15 protein-coding genes are annotated in these 16,251 nt (G+C 42.8%); 7 read left to right on the top strand and 8 right to left on the bottom strand.

The window, feature by feature from the left end:
- Positions 1-80 precede the first annotated feature (80 nt).
- The gene (locus tag KUG63_RS08285; protein ID WP_287554776.1) at positions 81-524 is read left to right on the top strand and encodes a group III truncated hemoglobin; all 444 of its coding nucleotides are present in this window, start codon (positions 81-83) and stop codon (positions 522-524) included.
- A gap of 24 nt (positions 525-548) precedes the next feature.
- Here KUG63_RS08285 and KUG63_RS08280 read toward each other — a convergent pair whose 3' ends face one another.
- The 7 genes from KUG63_RS08280 to KUG63_RS08250 all read right to left on the bottom strand — a co-directional run bounded on the left by KUG63_RS08280 (position 549) and on the right by KUG63_RS08250 (position 7,549).
- Entirely contained in the window at positions 549-1,106 is a 558-nt protein-coding gene (locus KUG63_RS08280; RefSeq protein ID WP_287554774.1) for an antibiotic biosynthesis monooxygenase, read from the bottom strand.
- A gap of 2 nt (positions 1,107-1,108) precedes the next feature.
- Positions 1,109-3,244 carry a 5-histidylcysteine sulfoxide synthase gene (ovoA, locus tag KUG63_RS08275; protein WP_277642291.1) on the bottom strand — a complete coding sequence of 712 codons (2,136 nt, stop codon included), beginning with the start codon at positions 3,242-3,244 and terminating at the stop codon, positions 1,109-1,111.
- A 94-nt stretch (positions 3,245-3,338) separates the two neighbouring features.
- On the bottom strand, positions 3,339-4,715 hold the full coding sequence (locus tag KUG63_RS08270; RefSeq protein WP_020161686.1) for a TRAP transporter large permease: 1,377 nt from the start codon (positions 4,713-4,715) through the stop codon (positions 3,339-3,341).
- Positions 4,705-5,217, bottom strand: a complete 513-nt coding sequence (locus KUG63_RS08265) for a TRAP transporter small permease subunit (RefSeq protein WP_016390389.1) — start codon at positions 5,215-5,217, stop codon at positions 4,705-4,707. The genes KUG63_RS08270 and KUG63_RS08265 overlap by 11 nt, the downstream gene beginning before the upstream one ends.
- Before the next feature lie 264 nt (positions 5,218-5,481).
- On the bottom strand, positions 5,482-6,426 hold the full coding sequence (locus tag KUG63_RS08260; protein WP_015005008.1) for a homoserine kinase: 945 nt from the start codon (positions 6,424-6,426) through the stop codon (positions 5,482-5,484).
- 22 nt (positions 6,427-6,448) lie between these two features.
- Positions 6,449-6,790, bottom strand: a complete 342-nt coding sequence (locus tag KUG63_RS08255) for a DUF2782 domain-containing protein (protein WP_015005009.1) — start codon at positions 6,788-6,790, stop codon at positions 6,449-6,451.
- A gap of 81 nt (positions 6,791-6,871) precedes the next feature.
- Positions 6,872-7,549 carry a TIGR00730 family Rossman fold protein gene (locus KUG63_RS08250; RefSeq protein WP_016390392.1) on the bottom strand — a complete coding sequence of 226 codons (678 nt, stop codon included), beginning with the start codon at positions 7,547-7,549 and terminating at the stop codon, positions 6,872-6,874.
- Positions 7,550-7,694: 145 nt separating this feature from the next.
- Between KUG63_RS08250 and polA the strand changes: the two genes are divergently transcribed.
- Complete coding sequence (polA, locus tag KUG63_RS08245; RefSeq protein ID WP_287554770.1) at positions 7,695-10,412, top strand: DNA polymerase I; 2,718 nt, start codon at positions 7,695-7,697, stop codon at positions 10,410-10,412.
- Between the two features lie 228 nt (positions 10,413-10,640).
- On the opposite strand, the gene yihA is transcribed toward polA, so the two are convergent.
- Complete coding sequence (gene yihA / locus KUG63_RS08240; protein WP_015005012.1) at positions 10,641-11,243, bottom strand: ribosome biogenesis GTP-binding protein YihA/YsxC; 603 nt, start codon at positions 11,241-11,243, stop codon at positions 10,641-10,643.
- 157 nt (positions 11,244-11,400) lie between these two features.
- Between yihA and KUG63_RS08235 the strand changes: the two genes are divergently transcribed.
- The 5 genes from KUG63_RS08235 (at position 11,401) to KUG63_RS08215 (ending at position 16,246) form a co-directional block, all read left to right on the top strand.
- Positions 11,401-11,703 carry a c-type cytochrome gene (locus tag KUG63_RS08235; RefSeq protein WP_015005013.1) on the top strand — a complete coding sequence of 101 codons (303 nt, stop codon included), beginning with the start codon at positions 11,401-11,403 and terminating at the stop codon, positions 11,701-11,703.
- 15 nt (positions 11,704-11,718) lie between these two features.
- Positions 11,719-12,330: a c-type cytochrome gene (locus KUG63_RS08230; protein ID WP_015005014.1), complete on the top strand. Its 612-nt coding sequence runs from the start codon at positions 11,719-11,721 to the stop codon at positions 12,328-12,330.
- An 88-nt stretch (positions 12,331-12,418) separates the two neighbouring features.
- Complete coding sequence (locus KUG63_RS08225) at positions 12,419-14,407, top strand: cytochrome c biogenesis protein ResB (protein WP_026362539.1); 1,989 nt, start codon at positions 12,419-12,421, stop codon at positions 14,405-14,407.
- Positions 14,408-14,416: 9 nt separating this feature from the next.
- Entirely contained in the window at positions 14,417-15,592 is a 1,176-nt protein-coding gene (ccsB, locus tag KUG63_RS08220) for a c-type cytochrome biogenesis protein CcsB (RefSeq protein ID WP_015005016.1), read from the top strand.
- Between the two features lie 24 nt (positions 15,593-15,616).
- Positions 15,617-16,246 (top strand): thiol:disulfide interchange protein DsbA/DsbL, encoded by a 630-nt coding sequence (locus KUG63_RS08215; protein WP_277642294.1) that lies wholly within the window; start codon positions 15,617-15,619, stop codon positions 16,244-16,246.
- The last annotated feature ends 5 nt before the right edge of the window (positions 16,247-16,251 follow it).

The following is a 16,251-nucleotide window of genomic DNA, read 5'->3' as shown; positions in this document are numbered from 1 at the left end:
ATGAAACTAATTTTAAAAACTTGCGCCGCATTTTTTAATGCACTGTTTGAGTAATGTTTTAACGAAAAAGGCTAATGATTATGAATGATTCGTCTGAAAATAAAGAGTCTGATAAACGAGCAGGGGAGATAAATGCTGATAGGGCTTATCGAGAGTTGCATTTGACGCTTGGTAAAGAAACCATTCAGCAGGTGGTTAGCAGTTTTTATGACCTTATCAAAGTGCATCCAATGCTTGGTGGTTACTTTTCTGAGGTGAAAGATTGGGACGAGCTTAAACAACGAATAGGTCATTTTTGGTGGATTGATTTAGGCGGTAAGCGTTATCGTGAAGATATTTATAACCCCCATGCCGTACACCGCTATTTAAAAATTCCACCAAGCCTGGTTGATGATTGGGTGGCGTTATTCTCGCGTAATTTATATGAGCACTTGCCAAAGAAGTACGCAGACATTTGGCTTGTCCGTGCTACTAAAATGGCAGAGTGGATTCGTACTGATTTGCAGCAACATCAAGAGTCTTAGTGCTCGTTTAGGGCGTTAACCTCCTTAGCGATATAACCAGTTTTTAAGCAAGCGTGTGACTGCTGGCATAACAAGGTAAGTCATCAGTAAGACTTGTCCCACCACCATAATGGCAAGTTTTAGTATGGGCGTTAAGGTTGACAACCAAGGCGCAAATACTTGGTTAATGGTTACTAATAAAGAAAATACCACGACCATTAGCACTAGGGCCATTTTGTGCCGGTTAGGTGCGGCGCTACTGGGAACTTCTGGCAAGGTAAACCAAAATTCTAACCCAGAAACTTTCTTTATTTTTGTACTGCCTTCAATAAGCCCTTTTTCATCAAGTTCATCTAAAAAGCGCTGCCTTTGTTCAGACTCTTCCCATTTTTTTTGGTGTGCATAGGAATTAAAACCAACAATAAGCACATAATCACCGCTTGTTTGTGCAGATGGCTTTAGGATGTGCACACCTTGGTGCCCGGGAACTTTAGTGGCCACCTCAGAAAGCCGGTGTAGCCAGTCTTCATACTGTTGTTCTGCGCCTTTTTTTACCTTGCGTGCAATTGAAACGGTAACGGCGGTATTGTCTGTGTCAGCCATTATTAACTAGTACGTTGCCAAATACTCAGCTGACTAAAGCTGTGCTGAAATTTTCGACTGGTATCGCGAATAACAAAGGGCACATCGGTGGGGTCGTTAACTAATTTAAAATGCTCACCTAAGTGATCTTTTAAGCCTTCTAAGGTGGAATACGGCTCGCCATCCTTACGAATGCCGCCTAACCAGTTTTCTTTAGGCGTGAACTCTTCCAGCCATGTGTATGGTGAAGCAATGGCCAATAGGCCGCCGACGTTAATTCTGTGGCGAATATCATTTAGGAAAACGGCGGGTGTGCGTAAACGGTCAATAAGGTTAATGGCCAGTACTAAGTCATAATTGGTAAATTGTGGTTTTAGGTTGGTAGCATCACCTTGAAAAAACTCAATATTGTCGCGATTGTTGCTAAGGCCAATGTGCTCTAAAGTTTGTTCATGATAGGAGACTATTTCACCTTCTTCGATTAGCTCATAATGAATTTTGCCTTTTTGCTGCATTTGATGAGCAATGCGGATAAAGCGCGCAGAAAAGTCGATGCCAGTGACCGCATCAAAATGTTGTGCCAGTTCAAATGAAGCCCTGCCAACGGCGCAACCTAAATCAAGTGCGCGAGTGGTGGGTTTATCTTGCAGTTGCTCCAAACATAATTGAACACAATGAGCAGAAAGGTCTTTTACATCAAAGTAAGTCGGGCCGTAATGAAAGTGGCAATACTGAGAGACAGCGGTATCGGTTTCGTACATAGCAGATGGTTTTTCCATAGGTTGTGTTGATTCTACATAGCGGAATCCCGCATGTTGATAAAAGTGGCGCCTAAAGGCATAGCGTGCGTGTTTGGTGGCCTCGTTGCCGGTTGAAATCCAACAGCCGCCTTTAATTAAATTGTGTTGTGTGTCAAAGGTGGGGGTGGAAAAATCGTCATATAACGGGTGAACTTCAAAGCCATCAAAGCCACTGATGGGTGTTTCTGTCCATTGCCATGCGTTGCCGATTAAGTCGTGAAATTCGCCAAAGGCAAAGTGATCAACTGGGCAGGCAGATGCCCAATGTTCCAGATTAATGTTGCCGGGTGCTTGTTCCCACTCTGGTTGGTCAGGAATATTGTGAAGCTGGTGTAAGTGTTGCCATTGCTCCTCGGTGGGTAGGCGAATAGGTTTTCCTTTCTTTTCGCTAAGCCAGTTACAAAACGCTTTTGCTTCTAAGTAATTGACCTCTGCTGGCCAGTTCCAAGGCATTTCTTGCTCCTCTAATAAGGTGCGAAGAAGGTAGCGATCATCTTTTTGTATCCAAAAAAGCGGGTGTTCGGGTTTTTTATATTGCACCCAGTTCCAGCCTTCTTCGGTCCAAAATCTTTTTTGATGATAGCCGTTGTCTTTTATGAAGCTGAGAAACTCAGCATTAGAAACAAGGTACTTACTGGCGGAAAACTCTTCAATATCGACAACTTTTTCACCGTATTCGTTATCCCAGCCATAGGTTTTGTGGTTTTTATCTTTACCAAGTTTAATGCGCCCACTTTCAACATTAAGCAGTTCATTACTAGGGGCTTCTCCTACATGAGGGCAAACATTCCAAGTGCTATGTTGCTGCAAATGTTCAAGCGGCATTTGGCGAATAATAGCGGAAGAGGTTTCAATATGGATACGTTGGTGCTCAATGCCCATAAGAATAGGCCAAAACGGGCTTTCCCAAGTAATCGGAAGTTCGAGCGGTAGGGTGCTTATAAGTGAATCAATCAGTGTTAAGACGGTTTGTCGGTACGTCTGTACCTCGCTGATGATAGGCCAATCGTAATTGGCCTCATTCAAGTCATCCCACGACATTTCATCCACACCGACGGCGAAGATTGATTCAAAGCGCGGGTTAACACGCCGTTGGATCAGCGAGGCAAGGCTGAGTTTATTGATGAAAAAAGTAGCAGTATGGCCGTAATAAAAAACAAGGGGGTGACGGAGAGATTCAGGCCTTAAATAAAAAGCCTCATCATGTTTTAGTGTGCTGTATAACTGTTCTTCTAGCTGAAATGTTTTGTGTAGGTAGTCGCGAATTTCTTCTCTTTTTTGTTCAACGGACCCTGTGTTCAGCAAAATTGTTTTAGTTATTTTTACGTCATGATTAATTTCTTCTGCTACGGATGACATGTTTCCCCTCGCTGGTTACATTCCTTTTAGTCTATTACTGGCTTTGAAAAAAGCAAAGGTATTACACATAAGATTTGTTAATAGGTGATTAAAGTCAATTATTGTAAATGATGCTGGGTAGCCAGGTCGTTAGCGCTGGCCAAACAGCCAATAAGGCTAATAGGACTAGTTGTATTAATATAAATGGTAGAACGCCTCGGTATATTTGACTGGTTTTAATAGCCGCCGGTGCAACACCGCGTAAGTAAAATAATGCAAATCCAAAAGGTGGTGTAAGGAACGAAGTTTGTAGGTTTAACGCAATCATAATACCCAGCCAAACTGGGTTGATATCCATTGCTAATAAAATAGGTGCAACAATGGGTACGACAACAAAGGTTATTTCAATAAAATCTAACACGAAGCCTAAAAAAAACATAACCAGCATGACCACCAGCATAGCGCCGAATACCCCACCTGGTAAGTCAGACAGTAATTCTTCTATCAGTTCATCTCCGCCAAAACCTCTAAAAACTAACGAAAATAGCGAAGCGCCAATCAATATAAAAAACACCATACTGGTAACCTGAGTGGTGTCCTGTGTTACAGCTTTTAATTGGGCAAGGCTAAGTTGTTTTTTTAAATAAGCGAGAAAAGTTGCGCCTACCGCGCCAACAGAAGCGGCCTCGGTTGGTGTTGCGATGCCGGCAATAATAGAACCCAAGACGGCGATAATTAAAACCAAGGGCGGCATTAGGCCGGTTATTAAGCCTAAATAAAGTGATTTATCGACCTGTTGGCGGGGTAAAGCCGGGCAGCTGGATGGTTTAAAAAAAGCCAGGCCAGCTAAGTATATTAAATACAAAGCCACTAATAAAATACCTGGAATTAGGGCGCCAGCAAACAGGTCACCAACGGAAACAGTGTCTGGCGAAAAAATGCCCATATCGAGTTGAGCTTGCTGATAGGCAGATGAAATAACATCGCCAAGTAGCACTAATACAATGGAAGGGGGGATAATTTGACCCAGTGTGCCAGAGGCACAAATGGTGCCGCAAGCCAGCGCCGGGTCATATTGACGTTTTAGCATGGTCGGTAAAGACAATAACCCCATGGTTACAACGGTGGCCCCGACAATACCGGTGCTTGCAGCCATTAACATACCAACTAATACAACCGAGAAACCTAAACCGCCCGGTAGGGTGCCAAATAGCTTAGACATGTTTTCAAGCAGGCTTTCGGCAATTTTAGCCTTTTCTAGCATCACGCCCATAAATACAAATAAGGGAACGGCAATTAATGTGTCGTTTTCTATAATGCCAAATAATCGATTCGGTAAGGCGGCTAAAAAAGCAGTGTCAAAGGTGCCAAAGTAATCACCGGCAAAGGCAAAAATTAAAGCGGTTCCTGCCAAACTAATGGCAACGGGGTAGCCCATTAGTAAAACAAGAAAGACAACGGCAAACATCCATAAGGCAATACTACCGTCCATGATTAGCCTCGCGTAAGGTGCAAATTGATTTCATGATTTCCGATAAGCCTTGCAAGAACAGTAAAAAAGCCATCAGTGGAATTAACGATTTAAGTAAGAAGACACCGTCTAGTCCACCTGCTTCTCTAGAGCCTTCAAAGTAAGCCCACGAAGTAGATACGTAGTCCCAGCTGGCATGTGCGATAAAGATACTTACGGGGAGCAATAAAAACACTGAGCCCAGCAAATTGACGATAGCGCGACCTTTCGGCCCTAGGCGTTGATAGAAAATATCTACACGTACATGACCATTTATTTTAAGTGTATGTGCAATGGCCAACATAAATACTAAGCCATGCAGGTAGGTTATGGACTCTTGTGCGGCGATCGAGCCGATGTTGAAGCCGTAACGTAAGGTCACAATGCCAAACATAACGACAACCATCAAAGCAACGAACCAAGAAACGGTATTAAAAATAACCCTGTTAATAGAGTCTATAAGACAGATCAGCGTATTGAACATGTGGTTTGAGTTTCATAACGAAGAGGCTATATTACAATGTGTTGTCAACTGAATACAGGCTTATGCGTTAAATTAGGTTGGACAATAAAGGATGAGGGTTTAGCGAGGCTTTTGCAGAAGACGGCCAAGCTGGATAAGTTTCTAGCAGGCTTAAAAAAGAAAAAATATGGTCATGTAGAGTTTGCAAAGAAACAAATGAGGAGTGTTAGGCCTTGTTCAAAAAATAAGGTTGCTTGTTTACTTAGCGTAAGGTCGGATTAATAATTATTCTAAACAGTAGTTGTTAGGAAGCTCCCGACGGGCTAATAAAATTTGTTTCATGGCATCAGGGTCCTTTAGGTGAGTCATTTCGCCTTCTTTTGGAAAGTGCACGTCTCTTAAGCGCGATAACCAAAATCTAAAAGCAGCTGCACGTATTACAATAGGCCAGTGTCTAACTTCGTCTTCTGTCAGCGGTCTAATAGCTTGGTAAGCAGACATAAAGGCTTTAAAGCGAGTGTTGTCTAAGGAGCCATTAGTGTTGATGCACCAGTCATTTACAGCAACGGCTATATCGTAAGTAAAATAGTCATTACAGGCATAATAAAAGTCAATAATGCCGGATAGCTGGTCGCCAGAAAATAAGGCGTTGTCTCTAAACAAATCGGCATGGATAACGCTTTTAGGTAGACCTAATGTGTCATAGGGGGCCTGAAAAGCCAATTCGCTGTTGATAAGTTCAGCGGAATCTTGGTCAACTAATGGTAACAGTAATTCTGCCGCTTGTTGTCGCCAGTGAGCGCCTCGACTATTGTCGCGATAAATGTCTAGTTCTAAGCTGGCTAAGTGTAAGTTTGCCATTGCCTGACCAATAACGGCGCATTGGGTCGAATTGGGGCTGTCAACATCAGTGCCGGCTAACTTTTCTACCATGGCTGCCGGTTTACCATTTAAGGTGGATAGGTAATTGCCTGCTTTATTGAGGATCGGTTGTGCACTAGGGACATCCTTGGCTGAGACAAAAGCCATGATCGTTAAAAAGTAGGGTAACTCTTCTGCTTTTAATTCCTCAAACAGCGTTAATACATATTGGCCGCGGGTGGTTGTTACAAAATAGTTGGTGTTTTCAATACCGGAACTAATACCTTGAAAGCTAACAAGGTGGCCCAAATCGTAATGCGTTAAATGGGCGACCAGCTGGGCGCGCTCAACGACCGTATAGACAGACATAACTTAGAAAACCGCTTTGGAACTACCAGCTAAACAGTAACCATTGGGGAATGTTCATGCCTTTTTCTAAGTCTGAACGGCGCGTTTCCAAATTGCCATCACCGTCGGTATCCACCATATAATAAGCCGGTGCGTTTTTAGGTGAAATTTTCACCATGTAAACATTGCCGTTAACACTGTACTCAGTAATCGTTTCTTTCTCTTTACGGGTGATTGTAATGTCAGGTGACATATTCTCACCGCTCACAATTTGTGAAGGCAGTTCGGGCGGCTCAGGGACAACAGTCGGTCTTGCATCTTCTGCCGTAGCGTTTGATAAATACATCAGTAGTAGGGCTAGAATAATGGGTAAGCAGCGGCGCATGATTTTCCTTTGGAATAAAGTGTTTCTCCAATTATGACACTAACTGGTGAGTTTTTACAATTTGGCTTTGTTTTAGCGGTTTTAAAGCTCTAGCAGTATTTCTTCTTCTTCGGCAGAAGGCGCAAATCCACGCTGCTCGTAGAAGTCAAAAATAGCTGTTAGCACCTCCTCGGGTGTTTCACAAAGCTGAAATAGATCGAGGTCTTCTTTTTTAAGTGTTCCTGTTGCCACTAAGGTGTTTGAAAACCAATCAATTAGGCCGTTCCAGAATTCTTTATTAACGAGAATAATGGGTATCTTTCGAGTCTTGCCTGTTTGAACCAAGGTTAAAATTTCAGCCAGTTCGTCTAAGGTGCCGTAGCCACCCGGTAAGACAACGTAAGCGGTGGCGTATTTGACAAACATGACTTTACGGGCAAAAAAATGTCTGAAATTTAAGCTGACGTCTTGGTAAGGGTTGGACTGTTGTTCATGTGGTAACAGAATATTAAGCCCTATGCTTGAAGACGGCCCTTTAAAGGCGCCTTTATTGGCAGCTTCCATAATGCCAGGGCCACCACCGCTAATAACAGAAAAGCCGGCGTTGGATAAGGCAAGGGAAATGGCTTCGGCGCGTTGGTAATCAGGGTGATCTTCATTGAGCCGTGCAGAACCGTAGACACTGACGGCAGGCTTAATGTGTGAGAGCTGTTCAAAACCATCGACGAATTCGGCAATAATTTGAAAAATTTTCCATGCTTCGCGTTTTTGATCGCTCATCTGCTGCTCCTGTTTTTTATAACATGGTAATCGGTTTGCGCAGTATAAGGCTAAATTAAAGGATCGATGTTGCTTGAGTGAAACTTATGTTCTTTGCTCGATACCCTTGGGTATAATCTTGCGTATATAAATATTGGATAGGTTCATGGCTGAAAAAACATTGGTATTGGTAGATGGCTCTTCTTACTTATTTCGTGCCTATCATGCACTGCCATTATTAACAAACTCAAAAGGTGAATACACCAACGCCATTTTAGGCGTAACAAACATGCTTAAAAAACTGGTTGAGACGTACCCAGAGGCATATTTTGGAGTCATATTTGATGCCCCAGGAAAGACGTTTCGTAATGATATGTATCCTGAGTATAAAGCCAACAGGGCGTCAATGCCTGACGAGTTGCGAGAGCAAATTAAGCCATTACATCAGTTAATAAAAGCAATGGGGCTACCTTTAGTTATGGAGCCAGGTGTTGAGGCGGATGATGTGATTGGTACATTGGCTAAGCAGGCCGAAGAGGAAGATCTTAATGTTGTTATTTCAACAGGCGATAAAGACATTGCGCAGCTGGTCACCAATAAAACGTCATTAATTAACACAATGAATAACCAATGGCTGGACGAAGAAGGCGTGAAGGAAAAGTTTGGTGTGCCGCCTAACATGATTATTGATTATTTAGCCTTGATGGGCGATACCTCCGACAATATTCCGGGTGTGCCTAAAGTGGGACCAAAAACGGCTGCAAAGTGGCTCAATGCATACGGTTCACTGGATGAAATTATCGCAAAGGCTGATGAAGTAAAAGGCAAAGTAGGTGAGAGTTTGCGTGATCACCTTGATGCGATTCCGTTATCAAAAGAGCTCGTAACGATTAAATGTGATGTACCGTTAGATAAGGCTCCGGCGGATTTAATAAGAACGCAGCCGGATACAGAAACCTTAAAGGAGATGGTAAGCCATTATGAGTTTAATTCATGGTTAAAACAGTTGGGTGGAACAAAGGCGTCGACCGTTGCCAGCGAACAGGTGGATGAGAAACCGTTACCGGCAAAAACTGAATTAACCGTAGAAACGATTCTAGATGAAGCAACATTTAACCAATGGTTGGCAAAGCTGACAGAGGCAGAGTTGTTTGCCTTTGATACCGAAACAACACATTTAAACTATACAAAAGCGTTGGTCGTGGGTGTTTCATTTGCTGTTGAAGCAGGTCATGCGGCCTATGTTCCGTTGGCTCATAGCTATCCCGGTGCGCCACAACAACTATCTAGGCAATGGGTGTTGGATCAATTAAAACCCTTGTTAGAGTCAGAAAGTGCTCGTAAGGTCGGTCAAAATCTTAAATATGATGCGAACGTGCTTGCTAATCACGGTATTAGCTTGGCGGGAATTTGTCACGATACTCTGCTTCAGTCTTACGTTTTAAACAGCACTGCGTCGCGGCACAATATGGATGCCTTGGCTGAAAAATACTTGGGGCAAGAAACTATTCATTACGAAGATGTGGCGGGTAAAGGCGCAAAACAAATATGTTTTGATCAAGTGTCTATTGAGCTGGCAGCACCTTACGCAGCGGAAGATGCTGATATTACGTTACGTTTACATCAGCATATTTTTCCTCAGTTAAAGCAAATAGACAGTTTGGCAACGGTCTATGAAACGATAGAAATGCCACTGGTGCCTGTGTTAGCCAGAATGGAGCAAACAGGGGTGTTGGTTGATGAGCAAATGTTAAGTCAGCAAAGTGGCGAATTAACCGCCAGCATTAAAGCCTTGGAAACGCAGGCCCATGAGGCTGCGGGCCAACCATTTAATCTGGGGTCGCCAAAGCAAATCCAAGAGATTCTGTACGATAAATTAGGCTTGCCAGTCCTAAAGAAAACACCCAAGGGTCAACCTTCGACGGCAGAGAGCGTTTTGCAAGATTTAGCCGTTGACTTTCCCTTGCCGCGCTTGATTCTTGAGCACCGTAGTTTGAGTAAGTTACGCTCAACCTATACCGATAAATTACCAAAACAAATTAACCCAGTAACTGGGCGTGTGCATACTTCCTATCACCAAGCGGTTGCGGCAACGGGACGATTATCTTCATCTGATCCGAATTTACAGAATATTCCGGTACGCAGTGAAGAAGGTCGAAGGATTCGCCAAGCATTTATTGCAGAGGAAGGCTTTACTGTCATGGCAGCTGATTATTCACAAATTGAGTTGCGGATTATGGCGCATTTATCGCAGGACACGGGTCTTTTGCAAGCCTTTAAAGAGGGTTTAGATGTGCATAAGGCAACAGCAGCAGAAGTGTTTGGTGTGCCCGTTGATCAAGTTGAGACTCATCAGCGCCGTTCGGCTAAGGCGATTAATTTCGGCTTAATTTATGGCATGTCTGCGTTTGGTTTAGCGAAACAGTTAGATATTGATCGCGGCGCTGCTCAAGGCTATATCAATTTGTATTTTGAAAGGTATCCAGGCGTAAAACAATATATGGACGAAACACGTGAGCTGGCGCGTGAGCAAGGGTATATTGAAACGTTATTCGGTCGACGTTTATACCTGCCTGATATTCTGGCTAAGAATGGACAACGTAGGCAGTATGCCGAAAGAACAGCTATTAATGCGCCCATGCAAGGAACAGCGGCAGATATTATTAAGTTAGCCATGTTGTCGGTGGATAATTGGTTGCAAGTTGATAAACCTGCTGTGCGAATGGTGATGCAGGTGCATGATGAATTAGTGTTTGAAGTCGAAAACAGTTATTTAGATCAGGCCGCGAGCATTATTCAACAAAAAATGAGTGGGGCAGCATCTTTGGATGTGCCATTAGTCGTGGATGTTGGTATGGGTAAGAACTGGGATGAAGCGCATTGATCGGTGATATGTTTGCTGTAACTGAACAGAGTTTTGAAGGAGAGGCGCGTGTTGAAAAAATACTTAATGTTGAACTTTTTTTAAAACGCGCAGTCTATTCAGTTGTATCTGTAAAGATATACTTGCTCATAAACTTCCCCTCCCCTTGAGCAAGTTTCCGGTTAGCAATAACCGGGTTTTTATAAGGCTCTAGGCTATTTGTATGGTTCTAGAGCTTTTTTTTGCCTATTATTTTTGTACATTAAGGTGCTCATCCAACCAGTTATGTAGTTGTTCGACACCTTCTTTTTTTAGCGAAGAAAATAGCTCAACTTGTACATTTCCAGGTGAATCTTTAAGTTGTTTTTGAACGGCAAATAAAGTGTTTTTAGCGTTATTTCGATTAAGTTTGTCGGCCTTGGTTAGGGCTACAAAGACGTCCAAATTTAGATGAGTAGCATAGTCAATCATTTGCCTATCGTACTCACCTAAAGAGCGGCGGATATCGACGAGTAAAACCAGACCGTGCAGTGCCTGCCTTTTTTCTAGGTAGCGCTCAAGCTCAGTTTGCCACTGTTGCTGAATTTTAGGCGGGACTTTAGCGAAGCCATAGCCGGGTAAATCAACAAGACAGCGCTGATCATCAAGCTTAAAATAGACAAGTTGTTGAGTTCTGCCGGGCGTTTTGCTGGTTCTGGCGAGGCTTTTTTGGTTGGTCAATGTGTTGATGGCGCTGGATTTTCCAGCATTAGATCTACCAGCAAAGGCCACCTCATATTCAACCCCTTTAGGAGTTGTTTTGAGGTTGGGAGCGTTTAGTAAGTATTCTGCGCGGTGATAAAGAGGGTTCATGTTACAAGCCAAGCGATAAATTTGTTTATTGTACCGGAGCAAGCAATTTGCAGTGGGGATAACAACAAATCACTTAGAAAAATACTAAATTCAATTAAATTTATTGTAAAATTACGCGCTAGTCTAGCGTTAAGCTAAATATATTGGAGAAATAAAGATGAATAAGGTGTTACTGGCGATAGCCGTTTTACTGCTATCAATTACTGGTCAATCATGGGCGGGTGATGCGGCAGCAGGTAAAGCAAAATCAGCGCAATGTGCGGCTTGCCATGGTGTGGCTGGCATTAGTCCTATGGGTATTTACCCTAATTTAGCGGGTCAAAAAGAACAGTACTTGGTAAAGCAAATAAACAACTTTCGTTCAGGCGTGCGCAAAGACCCTTCAATGCAGGCGATGGTTAGTGCTTTAACTGACGATGACGTGGCGAATCTTGCGGCATATTATGCTGGAATTAAATAAATAAGTAGGCTTGGAATGATGATGAAATTGAACATATTATTGGTTTGTTTTTTTACTGCCTTAGTATCAACGAATGCTTTTGCCGTTGGTGATATTGAAGCCGGCAAGGCGAGTGCAGCAGTTTGCGCGGCTTGCCACGGTCAAAATGGCATCAGCTCCAATCCGATGTGGCCAAAGTTAGCGGGGCAGCATGCTTATTATATTGAAAAAGAACTGCACGACTTTCGAAGTAAAAAACGAAATGACCCAACAATGGCGCCAATGGTTGCCGGTTTGACAGATGTTGATATTGAAAATTTAGCGGCTTACTTTGCCAGCGTGCCGTCAACGGTTGAGGCGGCTAGCGCAGATAAAATTAAGCTGGGCGAAAAGATATACCGTGCTGGAAAGGTTGATAATGGTTTACCGGCTTGTATTGCATGTCATGGCCCTAATGGGGCAGGTAGTGCGCCAGCGCGTTTCCCACGTATTGGCGGTCAGCACGCAGCTTATTTATCTAAAGCGCTGAAGGATTTCAAAGCAGAAACACGAAATAACGATCATCAAGCAATGATGCGTGACATTGCTGGTCGGATGAACAATAAAGAAATTGAAGCAGTTTCATCATATATTTCTGGTTTGCACTAAACGAACGTTTTTTCTGCAAAAAGGGGCAGTTTGCTGCCCCTTTTTGCTATTAGCTTAGTGCTTGCGCAAGCGCGGCCTAAAATTTCTTATGAAAAATCCACAACCAGCGACAAGTACTTCGTCAGTTAGAACCTCAGCCTTGTTGTTGAAGTTTATGGGGTCGATGAACTTGGCGATAACCCTTTTAGTGGCGCTATCTATAGCGGCCATTATTGGGACGGTTTTACAGCAAAACCAGTCATACACAGACTATATAATAAAATTTGGACCCTTTTGGTTTGATGTGTTTAATCAACTTGGGCTCTATGATGTTTATTCATCCAGTTGGTTTTTATTTATTTTGCTTTTTCTGGTGCTCTCTACCAGTACTTGTATTTATAAAAACGCGCCAAATATGTTGCGCGAAATGCGTGAATATAGGCAAAATGTCCAACTTAAAACCTTGGAGAATTATTCAAACACCTATAGTTGGACGTTACCTCAACCGATGGCTGATGTGCAGCATGTTACGCAAAAGATATTCTCACATAATGGCTATAGTGCTCGGCTGAAAGAGGGTGAGTCTTATACCTTGATTGCTGGTATGAAAGGTGGGGCTAGCAGACTGGGCTATATTTTAACGCACGTAGCTATTGTGCTTATCTGTATTGGCGGCTTGATAGATGGTAATGCAGTCTTGAAAGCACGAGAAATGTTGGGTCAAATCATACCTGAAACTCAAAACATTGTAGCCAATGAGGTGCCTGAGGTCAGTCGCTTAGGTATTAATAATCAGTCTTTTAGAGGCAGTGTTTCGATACCAGAAGGTCGTCAAACAGATGTCTTGTTTCTTAACTATAAAGACGGTTACTTGGTGCAAGAGCTGCCTTTCACGGTGGAAGTTAAAGATTTTAGAATAGAGCATTATGAAAGCGGTCAGCCGAAATCATTTGAAAGTGATTTGGTGATTTATGACGAGCGCTTGGATCAACCCTTAGAGCAAACTATTTCCGTTAATCATCCGTTAATCTACGATGGGTATTCTATTTATCAGGCCAGTTTTTCTGATGGTGGCTCTAAACTAGAAATGCTTGCTTGGCCACTAAACGGCGAAAGTAATGTAGGTAAAAAGGTGGATACTAAGGTTGGTGCGGAAGTACCAATAAATTTATCTGGTGAGAGGTGGATTCTAGAACCATCTGATTTTCGATTATTTAATATCAATCCATCGGCTGAGGCGGATAAAAAGTTTGAAAATGCAGGCCCTAGCGTACAGTTTAAAATGCGTGACAAAACGGGCGAAGCGAAAGAGTATTTAAACTATATGGTGCCAGTAGAAAAAGAAGGTGCATATTATTATTTAAGTGGGGTGCGTAGTTCACCGGCTGAGGAGTTTAGGTATTTGTATATTCCCGCAGACGATAAAGGCAGTATAAAACGGTTTATGAATTATCTGCATGCGCTTGGTAATGAAGAGTTGTTGCGTAGAATAGTAACAGAGCAAAATTTTGCCGGTTCGACCTTACCGTCTACTGATGCTGCGCAATTAAACGAAGCGATGATTAAATTGGTAGGGCTATTTATTGAAAATGGAATGGATGGCGTGATCGATAATGTTGAGAAAAATGTACCAGCTGATAAACGTGAAGAAGTCACCAAACTTTACGTTAGGGTGCTTCAACAAATGTTGGGCGCAGTATATGTTGATGTATTGTTGAATGAAGGCGTAGATGTCAGCTTAGGTATAGATGAAAAAAAGGCTGAGTTTTTTGATGCTGCCTCGGCTGCAATGAGTGCAATTGGCCGTTATGGCTCACCAGTCTATTTTCAACTTGCTAGCTTTGTCCATTTGCAAGCGAGTGGCTTGCAAATTGCGAAGGCACCAGGGAAGAACTTAGTTTACCCGGGCTGTGCGATGCTGATATTAGGGGTGTTCTTAATGTTTTATGCCCCTCAGCAGCGGTTATGGGCACGACTGGAAGAAAAAGATGGCGGGCTAAGGTTTGTTTTGGCCGGTCATGCGATTAGAAATAAATTAGACTTTTCGAAACAATATAAACAGATCCAAGCACAGTTTGATCGTGTTTTAACAGGTTAAGGTAACGATATGAACAGTACACATGCAGCGTTGCAACAAGAATTAGATCAGCAATCTTTTTGGAAAGGGCTCGGTATAGTTGATTGGGTGTGGGCGATTATGGTGTTGCTTGGCAGCGGATATGCCTATGCGAGCTATGCCTCGTTAATGGATGTATATGAGCAGGTTATTTTATTTTCAACCGGTATCAGTTTAGTTGCCTTAGGTTGGCATTGGAAAGAAATTAGGGGGCTGTCACTGGCAGTTTTTTTACTCAGTATTTTTGGCATTAGTCGCTACACAAACGGGCTGACTGATGTGGAGACGGATTTCTTTTTGCGGTTTTTGGTATCAAGTCAATCAGCCATTATGTGGATGAGCGCACTGTATGTGCTTGCAACGGTTACGTACTTTATTGCGTTTTTTGCACGTTCAGACTTTATAGGGAAAGTTGCCAGCGCGATGACCTGGTCGGCAACAACAATGGGTTTGGTTGGGTTAATGGTTCGTTGGAGAGAGTCATACCTTATCGGCTTAGATGTTGGGCATATCCCAGTGAGCAATTTGTATGAAGTGTTTATTTTATTTTCAATTATTACGGCCTTGTTGTATTTGTTTTACGAGCGTCGTTATCAGACACGCATGTTAGGCGGGTTTGTACTGCTAATTATTAGTGCAGCGGTTGCCTTTTTGCTTTGGTATGCGTTTGATAGAGATGCCGCCGATATTCAACCATTAGTGCCGGCCTTACAGAGCTATTGGATGAAAATTCATGTGCCAGCCAACTTCGTTGGTTATGGTGCGTTTGCCTTAGCTGCTATGGTAGCAACTGCCTATTTAATTCGTGTCAGAGCGGAACGACTTAACTCGAATAGTATTGCAATGGCCTTGCCAGCGTTAGATATTCTTGATGACCTTATGTATAAATCCATCGCTCTAGGGTTTGCATTTTTTACCTTGGCGACCATTTTAGGCGCGTTATGGGCGGCTGAAGCATGGGGTGGTTATTGGTCTTGGGACCCTAAAGAAACTTGGGCCTTAATTGTTTGGTTGAATTATGCAGCTTGGTTACATATGAGGTTAACAAAAGGTTGGCGTGGAAAACCGATGGCTGCATGGGCCATTGTTGGTTTGTTTGTTACCTTGTTTGCCTTTTTGGGTGTCAATATGTTCTTGTCTGGTTTGCATTCATACGGCGAACTTTAGCGTTATCAATTTTAGGAGAGAATAATGAATAAACTATTGGTCTTATTGAGTATTTTTTTTATATCGGCAGGTTCTTCTTTTGCCGCAGACGTTGAGTTTAAAGAAGGTGTTGATTATCAGCTGATTAAACCTGCTCAACCCACAGATGATTCAAGCCGCCTCGAAGTATTGGAAATCTTTTGGTATGGCTGTCCGCATTGTTACCACTTTGAGCCTACATTAGATCCTTGGGTAGCAAGCCTTCCTGCCGACGTAAATTTTGCTCGCTTGCCTGCGGTTTTTAATGAACAGTGGGAGCGGCATGCACGAGCCTACTTCGCAGCCGATATCTTAGGCGTATTAGATGAGTCACATGGTGCGTTATTTCATGCTATGCATGCAGAAAAGGCAGTCATAAATACGGTCAATCAACTGGCTAACTTTTATACGAAGTATGGGGTAGATGAGGCGTTATTTAAAAAGACCTACCATTCCTTTATTGTAAATACAAAAGTAGCAAGAGCGAAGGATATGGTTGACCGTTATGGCGTAACAGGCGTACCCGCTATAGTGGTTGAAGGTAAATACCTTATCACAGGGTCAATGGCGAAGAGTTACCAGAACATGTTGAAGATTATGGATTACCTGTTGGCTAAGGAAAGAAAAACAAAATAAACTCA

Source organism: Cycloclasticus sp., from assembly GCF_019090545.1.
In the GTDB taxonomy this organism is placed as follows: Bacteria; Pseudomonadota; Gammaproteobacteria; order Methylococcales; family Cycloclasticaceae; genus Cycloclasticus; species Cycloclasticus pugetii.
The sequence above is the reverse complement of the archived record's forward strand: the minus strand, read 5'-3'. Positions and strand labels throughout refer to the sequence as shown.